The organism is Polynucleobacter sp. UK-FUSCHL-C3, from assembly GCF_040409815.1.
Taxonomy (GTDB): domain Bacteria; phylum Pseudomonadota; class Gammaproteobacteria; order Burkholderiales; family Burkholderiaceae; genus Polynucleobacter.
This window is the reverse complement of sequence record NZ_CP099959.1, coordinates 1108100-1121856: the sequence shown is the minus strand read 5'-3', so window position 1 is coordinate 1121856 and position 13757 is coordinate 1108100. Positions and strand designations below refer to the sequence as shown.

Annotated in this window: 15 protein-coding genes; 9 read left to right on the top strand and 6 right to left on the bottom strand. The window is 42.2% G+C overall.

Annotated elements, in window-relative coordinates; genetic code table 11:
- Nucleotides 1-35 precede the first annotated feature (35 nt).
- Entirely contained in the window at nt 36-440 is a 405-nt protein-coding gene (locus tag NKE59_RS05690) for a VOC family protein (RefSeq protein WP_353437996.1), read from the top strand.
- On the opposite strand, the gene NKE59_RS05685 is transcribed toward NKE59_RS05690, so the two are convergent.
- Nucleotides 437-571, bottom strand: a complete 135-nt coding sequence (locus NKE59_RS05685; protein WP_353437995.1) for a hypothetical protein — start codon at nt 569-571, stop codon at nt 437-439. The genes NKE59_RS05690 and NKE59_RS05685 overlap by 4 nt on opposite strands.
- On the opposite strand from NKE59_RS05685, the gene NKE59_RS05680 reads away from it, so the two are divergent.
- From NKE59_RS05680 to NKE59_RS05665, 4 genes are all read left to right on the top strand, one after another.
- Nucleotides 570-1178 (top strand): glutathione S-transferase, encoded by a 609-nt coding sequence (locus tag NKE59_RS05680; protein ID WP_353437994.1) that lies wholly within the window; start codon nt 570-572, stop codon nt 1176-1178. The genes NKE59_RS05685 and NKE59_RS05680 overlap by 2 nt on opposite strands.
- 199 nt (nt 1179-1377) lie before the next feature.
- Nucleotides 1378-3468, top strand: a complete 2091-nt coding sequence (locus tag NKE59_RS05675) for a fused MFS/spermidine synthase (protein WP_353437993.1) — start codon at nt 1378-1380, stop codon at nt 3466-3468.
- A gap of 123 nt (nt 3469-3591) precedes the next feature.
- Complete coding sequence (locus NKE59_RS05670; RefSeq protein WP_353437992.1) at nt 3592-5001, top strand: exonuclease domain-containing protein; 1410 nt, start codon at nt 3592-3594, stop codon at nt 4999-5001.
- Nucleotides 5002-5013: 12 nt separating this feature from the next.
- Nucleotides 5014-6003, top strand: coding sequence for an FAD-dependent oxidoreductase (locus NKE59_RS05665; RefSeq protein WP_353437991.1), 990 nt, complete (start codon nt 5014-5016; stop codon nt 6001-6003).
- A 4-nt stretch (nt 6004-6007) separates the two neighbouring features.
- Here the strand turns inward: NKE59_RS05665 and NKE59_RS05660 are convergent, their stop codons facing one another.
- Complete coding sequence (locus tag NKE59_RS05660) at nt 6008-6703, bottom strand: SDR family NAD(P)-dependent oxidoreductase (RefSeq protein WP_353437990.1); 696 nt, start codon at nt 6701-6703, stop codon at nt 6008-6010.
- Nucleotides 6704-6751: 48 nt separating this feature from the next.
- Between NKE59_RS05660 and NKE59_RS05655 the strand changes: the two genes are divergently transcribed.
- Nucleotides 6752-7006 carry a TIGR03643 family protein gene (locus NKE59_RS05655; RefSeq protein WP_353437989.1) on the top strand — a complete coding sequence of 85 codons (255 nt, stop codon included), beginning with the start codon at nt 6752-6754 and terminating at the stop codon, nt 7004-7006.
- A 32-nt stretch (nt 7007-7038) separates the two neighbouring features.
- On the opposite strand, the gene NKE59_RS05650 is transcribed toward NKE59_RS05655, so the two are convergent.
- Both NKE59_RS05650 and NKE59_RS05645 read right to left on the bottom strand, forming a co-directional pair.
- Entirely contained in the window at nt 7039-7503 is a 465-nt protein-coding gene (locus tag NKE59_RS05650; protein ID WP_353437988.1) for a CIA30 family protein, read from the bottom strand.
- 161 nt (nt 7504-7664) lie between these two features.
- A complete protein-coding gene (locus NKE59_RS05645) occupies nt 7665-8207 on the bottom strand; it encodes a YggT family protein (protein ID WP_353437987.1) in 543 nt (180 codons plus the stop codon).
- Nucleotides 8208-8524: 317 nt separating this feature from the next.
- Here NKE59_RS05645 and NKE59_RS05640 point away from each other — a divergent pair, with 317 nt between their 5' ends.
- Both NKE59_RS05640 and NKE59_RS05635 read left to right on the top strand, forming a co-directional pair.
- Complete coding sequence (locus tag NKE59_RS05640) at nt 8525-9091, top strand: DUF2076 family protein (protein WP_353437986.1); 567 nt, start codon at nt 8525-8527, stop codon at nt 9089-9091.
- Between the two features lie 401 nt (nt 9092-9492).
- Nucleotides 9493-9681, top strand: coding sequence for a DUF5522 domain-containing protein (locus NKE59_RS05635; RefSeq protein WP_353437985.1), 189 nt, complete (start codon nt 9493-9495; stop codon nt 9679-9681).
- Between the two features lie 63 nt (nt 9682-9744).
- Here NKE59_RS05635 and NKE59_RS05630 read toward each other — a convergent pair whose 3' ends face one another.
- On the bottom strand, nt 9745-10860 hold the full coding sequence (locus tag NKE59_RS05630) for a DSD1 family PLP-dependent enzyme (RefSeq protein ID WP_353437984.1): 1116 nt from the start codon (nt 10858-10860) through the stop codon (nt 9745-9747).
- 84 nt (nt 10861-10944) lie between these two features.
- The gene (locus tag NKE59_RS05625; protein WP_353437983.1) at nt 10945-12717 is read right to left on the bottom strand and encodes an ABC transporter transmembrane domain-containing protein; all 1773 of its coding nucleotides are present in this window, start codon (nt 12715-12717) and stop codon (nt 10945-10947) included.
- Between the two features lie 159 nt (nt 12718-12876).
- Here NKE59_RS05625 and NKE59_RS05620 point away from each other — a divergent pair, with 159 nt between their 5' ends.
- Nucleotides 12877-13737, top strand: a complete 861-nt coding sequence (locus tag NKE59_RS05620; RefSeq protein WP_353437981.1) for a methyltransferase domain-containing protein — start codon at nt 12877-12879, stop codon at nt 13735-13737.
- The last annotated feature ends 20 nt before the right edge of the window (nt 13738-13757 follow it).

Sequence of the window (13757 nt, the reverse complement as noted above, 5' to 3'; positions counted from 1 at the left end):
TGGTTTTTTTGTATGTGGGGCATTAAGATATATGAATGATTGATCATTTGGACCATCTCGTTCTTACTACAGCCAAGGAAGCTGAATGTATCGATTTTTATACTCGCGTTTTAGGGATGAAGCTTGAGTCGTTTGTGGGCGGAACGCCACCGGTGGAGCGAAAAGCGTTCAAGTTTGGTAATCAAAAGATTAATCTACATATCAAGGGAAAAGAATTTGAGCCCAAGGCGGATATTCCTACGCCTGGATCATTAGACCTATGTTTTATTGCTGACAGACCAATAATTGCAGTCATAGAAAGCTTACAGAAAGAAAATTGGCCCATTATTGAGGGTCCGATTATCCGTACTGGCGCCACCTCAAAAATTAACTCGGTATATGTTCGAGATCCAGATCAGAACCTAATTGAAATCAGCGAAATTTTACCTATTAAGGGTTAGAAGTCATGAGCCCCGGTCAATTCAGGGCCGGTAAGAATCCCCAAAACCACCTTCTGGCGGTTTTTTCTTTTCCAAGCAATAGGTCGATTAATCTCATACTTAATATCAGTGTCATCGGATAATTCATCCATGTTGCCAATTTTGTACTCTTATCGTAGATGCCCTTATGCAATGAGGGCTCGCATGGCTTTGCAATACTCAGGTATTAAGGTTGAGCACAGAGAGATTGAATTACGCAATAAGCCACAATCGATGTTGCTAGCATCCCCAAAAGGGACTGTACCCGTCCTAATCGTTGATGATCTCATCCTAGACCAGAGTTTAGAGATCATTCATTGGGCATTACAGAAATCTGACCCAGATAACTGGAGTGAGATTGATAAAGATGCCGCTCAAATTTGGATTGAAAAGAATGATGGCCCATTTAAGGTATTGCTTGATCAATACAAGTATCCCAATCGGCATCCCAATCTGAATCAAAATGATGTGCTAAACACTGCAATTGAACTGCTGCTAAAGCCAATGGATGATGCTCTTAAGTCCAGCCAATTTTTGTTGGGTGATAAGCAAAGTTGGTTAGATGTTGCGATCTTTCCCTTTATTCGTCAGTTTTCAATGGTTAACCTTGAGCGGTTTGATCAATTACTACTCCCAGCTCTAAAAAAATGGTTAGCTCAATTTCTCCAATCAGAACTCTTCAATGCGGTCATGTATAAATATCCAACTTGGAAAGACTGACCCCATCGAGAAGTTTTGTACTACCCAAGTTAGCTTAGATCAACCCCGGATCACCAAGAATCACAATAACTCGCTTTTAGGCTATTTTTCTTTTAGGCCCAGTAGGGTTAGTCAGCATTGATCTATGATATTGCCTCTAAATTTGGCAGCTATATGATTTAGTTGATAATTACCCAAAATTAATTTTTTGGATAAAAAGATGTTGAATAAGAATCTATTTGCTATAACTATTTTTATATCGAGCTTTCTGCTCTTTTTAGTACAACCAATCATAGCAAAGCAAATACTCCCATGGTTTGGAGGAACATCTGCGGTATGGACTACCTGCCTTACTTTCTTTCAGGTAGCCTTATTACTGGGTTACATGTACTCGGATTGGATACAAAGGTTTTCACCAAAAAAACAAGGTATTTTTCACTGCATTGTTATTTGCGTCAGCCTCATTTTTTTACCAATCATCGCCAATCCAGATTGGAAGCCAATCAATAGCGAAGAGCCAATTATTCATATATTAGGCTTACTCTTTTTTACCATTGGATTGCCATATTTTGTTCTATCAACAACGGGACCACTGTTGCAATCTTGGTTTGCACGTGAGAATAAATTTAGTGAAGAATCAAAAAAGACATATCGATTATTTGCATTATCAAATTTAGCATCCATTATTGGCTTATTGATGTACCCATTCGCTATTGAGACATGGATTACTTTAAGCGCTCAAGCAATTACTTGGAGCATTTTTTATTTTTTGTTTGCTGTTTTTGCAATACTTACCGCAATCAGAGTAGTGAGAAGTAATACTCTTAGTCAGTCATCATCAACCTTAATATCTGAAGCGATTGAGGAAAAATTAGATCGTGTAGTTATCGGTAGGCAAGATAAATTTTTATGGATTTTCTTGCCATTTATAGCCACTAGTTTGTTGTTAGCAATCTCGAATCATATAACCCAGAATATTGCATCTATCCCATTTTTATGGGTTTTCCCTCTCACCTTGTATTTACTGACCTTTGTTGTTGTTTTTGAGGGTCGTGGCGGACGTGGCTGGTACGAGAGACCCTTGGTCCTTATTGTTGTGTTGGTATTTACAGCCATGATGGCCTGGGGACTAATTGCGGAGAACGGTGTTTTATCCGTTAAATATGCCGCACCGCTTTACATATTTGGATTATTTTTCATTTGCCTATTTTGTCATGGCGAAGTAGCGCTTCGTAAACCACCAACAGAACACCTTACACGATTTTATTTATCCATCTCTATTGGTGGAGCGCTAGGGGGATTTTTTGTATCAATTATTTCGCCGTTAATCTTCTCGTTTTATTGGGAGCTGCCCTTAATACTCCTGATATCTTGTATTACTTTTCTGTGGATGTCGCTTTATTTGCATACCAAATGGCAGAAAGTCATTTATTTGCTTCTGACCGTCGCTTGTTTATCGGTAACAGCGTATTTTTGCCAGACTTATTACTTTAATTTTAAAAATAATAGTCTTTTAAGTGATCGTAATTTTTATGGAACATTAAGAGTCTCTGAGACTAAATATCTTGATCAAGATACGATAGTGAGGCGCCTAGTGCACGGAGTTATCATGCATGGTACTCAAGATATGAGTGATTTAGGAAGAACGAAGCCAACCTCATATTACATACCATCCTCAGGTGTTGGCATTACCTTACTTAAAAAGGCTGAGGAGAAAAAGAATCTTAAAGTTGGAATTGTAGGATTAGGTACCGGAACTCTTCTTACCTATGGAAGGTCGGGTGATGAATATAGGATTTATGAAATAAATCCGGAAGTGATTCAAGTTGCTAAAAATTCGTTTACCTATATTAAAGATTCTGCAGCATCGATTTCATATGCGCTTGGTGATGCTCGTCTAGTTCTGGAAAGAGAATTACCAAATCTATTTGATGTATTAATTATTGATGCATTTTCAAGTGATTCGATTCCAATCCATTTAATTACACAGGAAGCTTTCAATTTATATACCAAGCATATCAAAGCAGATGGGTTCATTGTTTTTCATGTTTCAAATAGATATCTAAATCTCCCCCCGGTGTTGAATCAACTTGTATCAAATTCCCCGTATCACGCTATTTTGGTAAGAAATGAAGAGCCAGACCCAAATCCATTTGATCTCTCATCAAGCTCAGAGTGGATCATTATTTCTAAAAATAATGCCTTTCTTAATTCAAAGGAATTCCTAAATATTAAGCAGGAAATAGAACCAATTCCATCATTGCGCTTATGGACTGATAATTTTAGTAATCTTTTTCAAATTCTCAAATAATGTTCAAAAGAAGGAATTAGTTGCTGGATGGCCCAGGATTAATTTTAGGGGCCCAGACAAGCAAAAATTCTAATGAGGCGAGATAATGGTAGCAACCATAGATCTGATAACTAATAAATTTAGATGCCCTCAAAAGACCCCATTTATGCCTTTGTGGACATTGAAACAACCGGGTCTAGGGCTAATTTAGACCGCATCACTGAGGTTGGGGTTCTCACTTTGGAGAATCAGGAGTCATCGGAGTGGTCAAGACTAATTAATCCTGGCGTTCATATACCTAATAACATTCAGAGACTCACAGGTATTACGCCAGCAATGGTTAGTACGAAACCAAGTTTTGATGAAATTGCAGCAGAGCTTTATCTTGAGTTGAAAGATAAGATCTTTATTGCCCATAATGCTCGTTTTGATTACAGTTTTTTGAAGGCAGAATTTAAACGAGTTGGTATCGATTTTTCACCAAAGGTTGTTTGTACCGTCAAACTGTCACGCCGTTTATTTTCCTCGCAAGGACGACATAATCTTGATACCTTAATTTCGGTTCATGGCTTGGTAGTACAAAGTCGGCATCGGGCATTAGATGACGCAAAGCTTTTGTACCAGTTTTGGCAACGATGTGAGACCTTATTTGGTCAAGACAAGCTGTTAACTGAAATAGAGTACCTGCTTGGCCGACCGAGCCTGCCGCCGCACATTGATCGCGAGTTGATTGATGAGTTGCCCAATCGTCCTGGTGTATACCTCTTTTATGCAGAAAATAAGCAGCCTTTATATATTGGTAAGAGTAATGACCTTCGTTCCCGGGTCATGGGCCATTTTCAATCCGCGCTATCTAATCGAAAAGAAATGAAGCTGTCCTTGCAAGTGCGCGGTATTGATTGGATTGAAACTGGCGGAGAGTTGGGAGCCTTGCTATTGGAGTCTAGACTCATTAAAGAGAAGTTACCTAGTTTTAATATTAAGCTTCGCCGCTCCAAGGATTTGTGTGCCTGGCAATTGCTAGAAAGCCCCGATTGTCTTGAGGTACACCTTGTCAATCACCATGAATTAAAACCTGGCAAGCAAAATAATTTATATGGCTTGTTTTATAGTAAACGCGAGGCACTTCAAACTCTTCAATCTATTGCTAAACGTAATGAATTATGTGAAGGCTTACTAGGTTTTGAGAAACTACAACCCGGTAGCCCCTGTTTTGGTTTTCATGTGAAGCAATGCAAAGGGGCATGTATTGGGGTAGAGCCTCGCCGCTTGCATGATTTGCGGATCCAGACGGCATTGCAGAAGTTAAAAGTATCTGTTTGGCCTTATCCCGCAGCCATTGGAATCAAGGAGGGCGATGATCTGCATGTTTTTGATCATTGGTGTTACTTAGGAAGTGCAGTTAATCAAGATGAGGTTGAGGAGTTATTGCGCGATGGGACTCCAGAGTTTGATTTAGATATCTATAAATTGATCAAAAAGGCACTTAAATCAACGCTTCCTATTAATATTTTGGATTTAAAACACTATCACGCATATTCTGATGTCAACTAGATCCCATAGAAGATGAATCCTCTAATTAAAAAACGCGTTGCCATTATTGGTGCTGGAATAGCAGGGCTTTCTTGTGCTAGTGAGCTAGTCAAGGCAGGCTTTGAGGTCCATGTATTTGATAAAAGCAAGGGCGTGGGTGGTCGAATGAGTCACCGATACTATGAAGCCTGGGAGGCAGATCATGGTGCCCAGTACTTCACGGTTAAAGACCCATTATTTGGTACCCAAGTTACAGAGTGGATGAACGCAAAGGTGATTGCGCCTTGGGGCGGTAAGATTGTGACGCTGGATCGCAGCACCATACGTACACTTGAGTCGACAACGCAACGCTTCGTTGGAGTGCCCGCTATGACTGCTCCAGCAAAATATTTAGCAAGCTCACTAAATGTTCATACTCAACATACTGTTATTGGTCTCAAGCGTATTAATAATTTATGGCGCATTAATACAAAGGAGCAGGGTCCATTTGATCTTGCATTTGAATATCTGATATGTGCCATACCATCGGTTCAGGCTAGAGCATTAATTGGTCCATATTCAGAAAGCTTGGACACAAGCTGTAAAGATGTGGTGATGTTGCCCTGTTGGACTCTTATTGCTTACTTTAAGAAACCTCTAGATTTAGACTTTGATGGCGCCTTTGTTGAAGGCAGTCCTTTTTCTTGGATTGCTAGAGATAATACAAAGCCTGGTCGGTCAAGCTATGAGACTTGGGTAGCCCAAGCTAGCAATACGTGGTCGCAAGAGTACATTGACTTCAATCAATATGAAATAGAGCCTATTTTATTGAAGGCATTTAAAGATCTCACAGATCAGGATTGCGATTTATATCAAAGTCATTTATGGCGTTATGCCAAACTGGAAACGCCTAGTGAATTGACTTATGTTTATGATAAGAATATCAAGGTTGGACTTTGTGGGGATTGGCTAAAAAATTCAACTGTAGAAGGTGCTTGGTTAAGCGGCTATCGGATGGCGCAATTCTTAAGTAGTAAGACCTAAGTGCCTACCAAGGAATGTCCTCTCCACGATAAGACTTGAACGAGCCAGTATCGGATGCTTGAAGATTTCCCAATATAGAAAGAATTTCACTAGCAGCCTCGCTAGGATCTCGACCAATCTCATCCCCACGAAAGGGCCTCGAAAGATTGGATTTCACGGTACCGGGGTGTATTGCCACCAACATTAAATGTGGCTGAGTTCGATGTAGCTCAATTGAGGCAGTTTTGATCAACATATTTAGGGCTGCTTTGGAGGCACGATAGCTGTACCAGCCGCCTAGCCGGTTGTCAGTAATGCTGCCTACTTTGGCAGAAAGGGTAGCAAAAACGCCACCTGCAGGATTCATGAGCTTAGAAAAATGCTTAATTGTCAGCGCAGGACCAACTGCATTACTTAAGAACTGCTGTTGAAGTTGGTTTGCTTGTAAGTCAGCCAATCGTTTTTCTGGAGTCCATTGCTGGGTATGCAAAACCCCAATAGTATTGATAATTAGATCAAAGGGTCTAAGCTTCTCAAGTGTTTCATAGGCGGTTTGTATTGATTCTAGGTGATCATAATCAATCACAGGATCTGAGTTGCGATGCAACCCAATGACTTCGTGGCAACTTGGATGGCTTTCTAGTGCAGATACCAAGGCGGAGCCAATGGTCCCAGAGGATCCAATAATCAGAGCGCGAAAGGGTTTATTGAATAAGGGCATTAATAGGCGACTGTACTTGATTTGTCAATTTCGTGTTTAATTAGGCTGATGATTACTATTCAAGAATCTGATTTATCCCGAATTGTGGAAATGGCCTGGGAGGATCGCACTCCATTTGAGGCAATTGAGGCTCAGTTTAAGTTGTCTGAAGCTCAAGTTAAAGCGCTCATGCGTAAGAGTCTAAAACGTAGTTCATATGAACTATGGCGAAAACGAGTTTATGGACGTCAAACCAAGCATCGCGAACTACGTGATCCTTCTGTTCAGCGCGCATATTGCCCGACTCAATACAAATCAAAGTAAGCCTTAGAGCCTATGGTTTTGCTTTCCTCGGCCTAAGAGGATTTAAGTGTTTTTAGTTGGATCGCAAAGCTTCCTACTTGGTTATTAGAAATCAGAATGCCAAAATCAATCACATCAGAAAAGGATAGGGTTGGGGCATTAACATCTCGTCCACGGAAGGTCGATTTAAATTGACTTAGATTAAATCGATACGTTTGCCAAGTAGGCAGGGCGATGAAATCCGCTACATATGTAACCCGAGGTGCTAGCTCGGTACGTAAGACCAGCTTATAACGCTTGCCATCACCTTTCGCTATAAGCTCAATCAGTTGAGTTCCTTGGGGAAATCGTACCGATGAACGCATGGAGGCAAAGCCACCATTATTTTCAAGCGAAACCACGCCTTCAAAAAACATACCATCTACATCTTGGCGAAGACTAGATTGAGACACGCCACCCATCACACCATCATTCACAATCCAGCTATCGCGCAAGGTATTAGGGTTACTGAAATCCATATGTACTCCTTGTGCGCGAGATGGTCCTGCCAAACATAATAAGTGAACACTGCAGGTACAAATAAAGTTTCTTCTTGAGTTCAATTTAGTTAGTGATCATGGCCATATTCTGTTGAGTAGGGTTGGTTACGGTATCAGACGGCGGCTTTGGTCTGGGCGTCCTACTTAAAACTATTGATCACAATTTGTAGGATTTGCAAAACGAGTAAGAGGATGAGCGGCGATAGATCCAGGGCTCCCAGCTTCGGAATCATTCGTTGAATGGGCCTAAGCAGTGGCCCTATCAAAAGAGAAACAATGTATTGGGTTTGTGAGCCAGCGCTAAGCCACGACAGAATCACATAGACAAATACCAAACCAATTAAACCTGAGAGTGTGAGATCAATCAGGTCGAAGAGGGTGGTGAGCAAGGAAAATACATTAATCGATCCCGCAAGAAGGAAGGATAGGATCGCGACCTTGCCAAAAACCAGTAAATAAGCCGCTAAGAGACTAGCTGTATCCAAGAGGCCGATACTGGGTATCACGCGCCGCAGGGGAATGACGATCCAGTTTGTGAGTGGAAACAAATACACTCCAATTAACTTACGTTGCTCTGCCCCAAGCTGAGAGCCAAACCATTGCATATAGCAACGCAAGAGACAGGCCCCCGCCACAATTCCCACAACAACGGAAAGTATCAGATTAATGATTTGTATGAACATGATTGGATTGTAGAGGCTGGGCTAGAACATATCCTTTTACGAGCAATCTAGACCTCTCCGTCATCATTCAGTCTTTTGACCCTAAATCATTGAATTAAATGACTAATCGAGCTGTCATAATTACTTCGAAGGCGATGACTGAACTGTTAAATCGTGCTGGTTGGCTGAGGGGCTCTAGGTGCATAAAGACAATTAACAGTTTTATTGCAGTGGGTATTAGCGCCAGTATTTATTTTAAATAAGTAAAAGATATCATTTGAAGTATCACCTGACAGTAGAAGATACATCCAAACCATTACTTTCCGATCGGAGCCTTTATGAATCCCAATGAAAAAGAGATGTTAGAGAATTTTCTGAAGCAATTAAAAGCAACACAAACTGTTCAGAAGGATAGTGAGGCAAATGAGTTAATAGTGGAGAGCACAAAACATCAAGCTGATGCTGCCTACCTGCTGGTGCAGCGTGCTATGGGTCTTGAGCTCGCCTTGCAGGTTGCCCAAAAACAAATAGCCGAGCTTCAAGCCCAAGTAGCTGGTAAATCCAATGCAAGTTTTCTTGGGGATAATAATTCCTGGGGAAGGGCGGCAAGTCCCGCAACCAGCAATAATGCAATTTCACCAGCAAGACCGAGTGGCGCACCCGCTGCGCAACCCAGTGCATGGGGATCTGGGATGCTAGGTACCATTGCGACTACGGCAGTAGGTGTGGTCGCTGGTTCCATGCTTTATCAAGGCATTCAGAGCATGTTAGGTCATCAACAAAGTCCGGCGCATAGTGACTCGCTTAGTTCAATAGGCAACAATGACATGCACACAGCGAGTTATGACCAAAATCAAGATTTAGCCGATTTTGATAGCGATTTTGGTGGCGATGGCTTTGCGTAAGCATGACTGTTTGCGCCTCGGTTGATTACGAGCCAGACAGCGTAATTCAAGTAATGCCCTGCTTTATGCGGGGCATTTTCTTTGGTAGCGCAAGATGACAGGCCCTTGCAGATTAATGTTATGGTTTTGGAATGAATTGTAAAGAATGTAAATTTTTCTACATTACCTGGGATAAGAAGTTTCCCTATGGCTGTAAGGTATATGAAATTAAATCTAAGCTAAGCCCAGACTCTCAAGTTTTGGCAAATACCGGATCAGCCTGCCTAGGCTATCAACCCAAAACTACCAAGACTCGCTAGTATTGGGCGCTGTATGCTGCCGTAACCCTCGGATATCCTTGTACCTTGATCAAACCTTTTTTCAGCGATACTCATTAACTTGAAACCAAATAAAATAAGACCATGCAATGCATTGAAGAACTCCATCGACTTGCGTGTGAACAAGGACTAGATACCTATATTGACCCTGCGTCAGGATATCAAGTACTTACAAGTCAGGCACACTTAAAGCGGGGCATCTGTTGTGGCAATGATTGCCGCCATTGCCCATATGGGCATATCAATGTGCCCAAAAGTGGCCCTCATAGATGAGGCTAGGTTTGACTCCTTGGTGATTCCGGTTCAGGTTATTCCACTGAATAAGACAAGGACGTCTTAGAGCAAGGCCCCGCGTGCCGAAATGGGCCAAACAGCTTCCACTCGATCCCCTCGAACACATATCAATTCATCATATAAATTGACCGTGGGATCGCAATGACCGGGGACTAGCATTACATAGTCGCCTAGCTTTAATGTTGAGTCTGCAGTCAACTCCAATACACCATGTTCATCCGATGCTTTCAGGTATTTCGCATCCGTGCGTTGCCAGATGGCTGGCATACCTGAATCCACACTCGACGCTTTCAAGCCGGCATCGACTACTGCGCGGCCTTGTATGGGATGACTCAGTATCGCCGTTTTAACAAACAATGCATGTTCAAATGGCAAATCATGAGTATCTCGCTGGTTGGCAGCGTAGTCGCGATCCATAAAAATATAGGAACCCGCCTGTACTTCATTAAATAGCTTGGAATCGCGCTCCAGCATGACCGAGCCCGTACCAGCTCCCGTAATGCGTTCAACCTTAATCCCCAATTTTTCAATGGCTTCTTTGGTGGCAGCAGCTTTCTCGCATACCGCTGTGATCGCGTTTTGTCTTTCTTGGGGTAGGCGATAGTGCTGTGCGCTGCCATGGTAGCACTGTAGTCCCATAAAGTTTAAGTAGGGCGCTTGATCAATTTGCCGAGCAATGGATACTGTCCGTTCAGTCGATGCAACACCGCAACGCCCCATTCCAACATCTATTTCTATATACACATCAATTTTAATTTGACGTTCGTTGCTGGAGAGTGCGAAGGCGGATACCTGATCTTCGTGATCAACCAAAATGCCAATTCGGGCACGCTTAGCCAAATCAAGCGCATGCGCTACTTTTTTGTCACCGACCACCTGATTCGTGATCAAAATATCCTGCACACCTGCCTCTACAAAGACTGCTGCCTCACTCACTTTCTGACAACAGATACCAACTGCACCCACTTGGATTTGACGTAATGCAATATCAGGGCACTTATGGCTTTTGGCATGAGGACGTAAGCGCACGCCTGTGCCAGATAATGCGGCTTGCAAGCGCTGCATATTGCGCTCAAAGGCATCCAAGTTAAGAATTAAGGCAGGCGTATCGATTTGATCAAGGTGATCGCCGGGGAGGGCTGCTTTCCAAGGTGACATGGTAGGTTTCGCTCTAAATAAACACACATGAATTAATACATCATGAATATGAGATTCTAGGATACTGCATGATGAGATGCTTATTTATTGGTCAGTAAATTGAAGCTTGGCCAAACGGGAATAGAGACCACTTCGTTGAATTAAATCGGCATGAGTGCCGGTTTCTATAATCTTCCCGTTTTCAAGTACCAGAATTTTATCGGCTTGTTTTACTGTAGACAGGCGGTGGGCAATCACCAGAGTTGTCCGACTATCCATTGCTGCCTCAAGGGCTCGCTGAACGAGTAGTTCAGACTCAGCATCCAAAGCGCTGGTAGCTTCATCTAAGAGTAATAAGGCAGGATTCTTTAATAAGACTCTTGCAATGGCAATCCGCTGTTTTTGTCCTCCCGATAAGCGAATACCACGATCCCCTAAGAAGCTTTGGTAGCCATCCGGAAGCTTAGAAATAAACTCATCAGCGATTGCGAGCCGTGCTGCAGATAGTACTTCCTCATCCGTTGCATCCATTTTTCCAAAACGAATATTTTCCATGGCGTTATCTGAAAAAATCACAATATCCTGAGGCACAACACCAATCATTTTTCTGAGTGCTTCGAGCAGAATGTTTTGAATATTGATGTCACTAAAAAGAATTGTTCCACTCGTTGGGTCATAAAAGCGTTGCAATAATTGGAAAAGGGTAGTCTTGCCAGCGCCTGATGGACCAACAATTGCGACTCTTTCGCCTGGTTTAATCTCGAGAGATATATTCGATAAAACACTATTTGGATTGGATGGGTAGCGAAAGCTGAGATTTTGTATTTGCACACCAATGCCAGCCGCATTGACTTTGGGAATCGATTTGACGCTCGTAAAATCTTGAATAGTAGACTGTACGTTTAGGAGTTCTAGAAGACGGTCACTTGCTCCAATTGCTCTTTGGGTGTCGCCAATTACTTCTGAGATGCCAGCTATGGCACCTGCAACAATCACAGCATACAAAATGAATTGAGATAACTCTCCAGCGGTAATTTGATTGTCCATGACTGCATAAGCGCCTAGCCAGAGAACCAAAATAATGCTGGTAAAGCCAAATAAAATAGCAACAAATGTGAGTAAGGATCTTGCTCGCGTCCGAGTAATAGCTGCATCTAGGGCAGTTTGAATCGATTGATTAAACCGATTAATTTCTACTTTTTCATTGGTAAATGATTGAATCGTAGGTATCGCATTTAATTTCTCTCCCGCTAAAGCAGAGGCATCAGCGATCTTATCTTGTGAAGCCCGGGAGAGCTTTCTCACGCGCCTGCCCATAATCATGGTTGGGATGATGGTCAGTAGTAGCGTAGCAAAAATCAGCACTGATAATTTTGGGCTGGTAATAAACATCATGACCAAGCCCCCTGCAAGCAAAAGAATATTTCTGATCGCCATTGAGACGCTAGTGCCAATTAATGTCTGGATTAGAACCGTATCTGTATTAAGGCGCGATAGTATTTCACCGCTATGAGTAGATTCAAAAAACTCTGGACTTTGTTTAATGACATGACTATAGACAGCCGCACGAATATCTGTCGTAATCTTTTCGCCTAACCATGAGACCATATAAAAACGAAGAGATGTTCCTAATGCCACTATGCAGGCAACAATAAATAAGATTAAAAAAGTTTGATTGATTTGGTTGTCACTATTAGCGTTAAAACCTAAATCGATGATCTGCCTAAAGGACCAAGGGACGGCTAAGGTTGCGCTAGCAGCGAGTATTAAGCTAAAGATTGCCAATACAAATTGCTTTTTATAGGGCCTCAAAAAAGGGAGGAGTGCCGCTAAGGTCCGAAACCCACGGGGATTAGTCTGGTTGCTCTGCTTAGTCATTCAATAATCCCAAGTTATGGCCTATGATAGTCCACTTAAGTCTGTCTAATGCGCACCAAACCCCTTTGTTTAGATGAATCTTTAATATCCCTTGCGTCGACATTTGATCTCATTATGATAGACATCTTTCAATAAGTAAGATCACCATTTATTAATGCCATGCTCATAAATCGCTTATTCACCATTTGCCTTATTGGCTTTGTTCTCGCAAGTATCGGTGCCTGTTCTTCTACTAACTACGGCGATGACCAGTTTCAGCTTCGCATGGCAACACATGGCAAAGACATTATGTGGATCCCAACCAAGGTGGAAACCACCCATGAGATGCTGACCCTGGCTGGAGTGAAGTCGACCGATATTCTTTATGATCTTGGCTCGGGTGATGGCGTCATTCCAATCGAGGCTGCTAAGCTGTATGGTGTTCGTGCTTATGGCATTGAGTACAACCCAGATCTTGTAGCGCTTTCGATTCGTAATGCACAGCGCGCTAAGGTACAAAACTTAGTCAGTTTTAAACAGGGTGATATCTTTGTTGAAGACTTCTCGCAGGCAACGGTTCTGACCTTGTTTTTAGGAGAGAGTCTCAATACTCGATTAATGCCCACGATCTTAAAGATGAAGCCTGGGACGAGGGTAGTTTCTAACACCTTTCGGATCGAGTCATGGATCCCCGATCGTGAGATTAAAACGCGTCCGGGCGAAATGGCTTATTTATGGATAGTCCCGGCTACTATTGATGGTCCTTGGGTTATGAGTGGCTTACCGAAAGGAGATAAAGCCAATTTAGTAATCCGACAAAAGAAGCAATTTTTTGACGGTTCCATTAACACGATTAATCGAAGAGCGATTTATTTTGAAGATGGACGGATTACCGGTAATCAAATCGAGTTTGAATTTAAGGATGGTGCTAGCTCATATACTTTTAAGGGACAGATAAGCGCAGGGCAGCTGATTGGCATTTTAAATAACGACCCTAAGTTACAAATCGTTGCTAATCGTCCAGGGAAAGTCTCTCAATAAACTGTTGCAACACGATTGTG

What these genes read in the sequence shown, in the direction of transcription:
- NKE59_RS05690 (WP_353437996.1), top strand. Translation starts at nt 36, where the DNA reads ATGATTGATCATTTGGACCATCTCGTTCTTACTACAGCCAAGGAAGCT.
- NKE59_RS05680 (WP_353437994.1), top strand. Translation starts at nt 570, where the DNA reads ATGTTGCCAATTTTGTACTCTTATCGTAGATGCCCTTATGCAATGAGG.
- NKE59_RS05685 (WP_353437995.1), bottom strand. Translation starts at nt 571, where the DNA reads ATGGATGAATTATCCGATGACACTGATATTAAGTATGAGATTAATCGA.
- NKE59_RS05675 (WP_353437993.1), top strand. Translation starts at nt 1,378, where the DNA reads ATGTTGAATAAGAATCTATTTGCTATAACTATTTTTATATCGAGCTTT.
- NKE59_RS05670 (WP_353437992.1), top strand. Translation starts at nt 3,592, where the DNA reads ATGCCCTCAAAAGACCCCATTTATGCCTTTGTGGACATTGAAACAACC.
- NKE59_RS05665 (WP_353437991.1), top strand. Translation starts at nt 5,014, where the DNA reads ATGAATCCTCTAATTAAAAAACGCGTTGCCATTATTGGTGCTGGAATA.
- NKE59_RS05660 (WP_353437990.1), bottom strand. Translation starts at nt 6,703, where the DNA reads ATGCCCTTATTCAATAAACCCTTTCGCGCTCTGATTATTGGATCCTCT.
- NKE59_RS05655 (WP_353437989.1), top strand. Translation starts at nt 6,752, where the DNA reads ATGATTACTATTCAAGAATCTGATTTATCCCGAATTGTGGAAATGGCC.
- NKE59_RS05650 (WP_353437988.1), bottom strand. Translation starts at nt 7,503, where the DNA reads ATGGATTTCAGTAACCCTAATACCTTGCGCGATAGCTGGATTGTGAAT.
- NKE59_RS05645 (WP_353437987.1), bottom strand. Translation starts at nt 8,207, where the DNA reads ATGTTCATACAAATCATTAATCTGATACTTTCCGTTGTTGTGGGAATT.
- NKE59_RS05640 (WP_353437986.1), top strand. Translation starts at nt 8,525, where the DNA reads ATGAATCCCAATGAAAAAGAGATGTTAGAGAATTTTCTGAAGCAATTA.
- NKE59_RS05635 (WP_353437985.1), top strand. Translation starts at nt 9,493, where the DNA reads ATGCAATGCATTGAAGAACTCCATCGACTTGCGTGTGAACAAGGACTA.
- NKE59_RS05630 (WP_353437984.1), bottom strand. Translation starts at nt 10,860, where the DNA reads ATGTCACCTTGGAAAGCAGCCCTCCCCGGCGATCACCTTGATCAAATC.
- NKE59_RS05625 (WP_353437983.1), bottom strand. Translation starts at nt 12,717, where the DNA reads ATGACTAAGCAGAGCAACCAGACTAATCCCCGTGGGTTTCGGACCTTA.
- NKE59_RS05620 (WP_353437981.1), top strand. Translation starts at nt 12,877, where the DNA reads ATGCTCATAAATCGCTTATTCACCATTTGCCTTATTGGCTTTGTTCTC.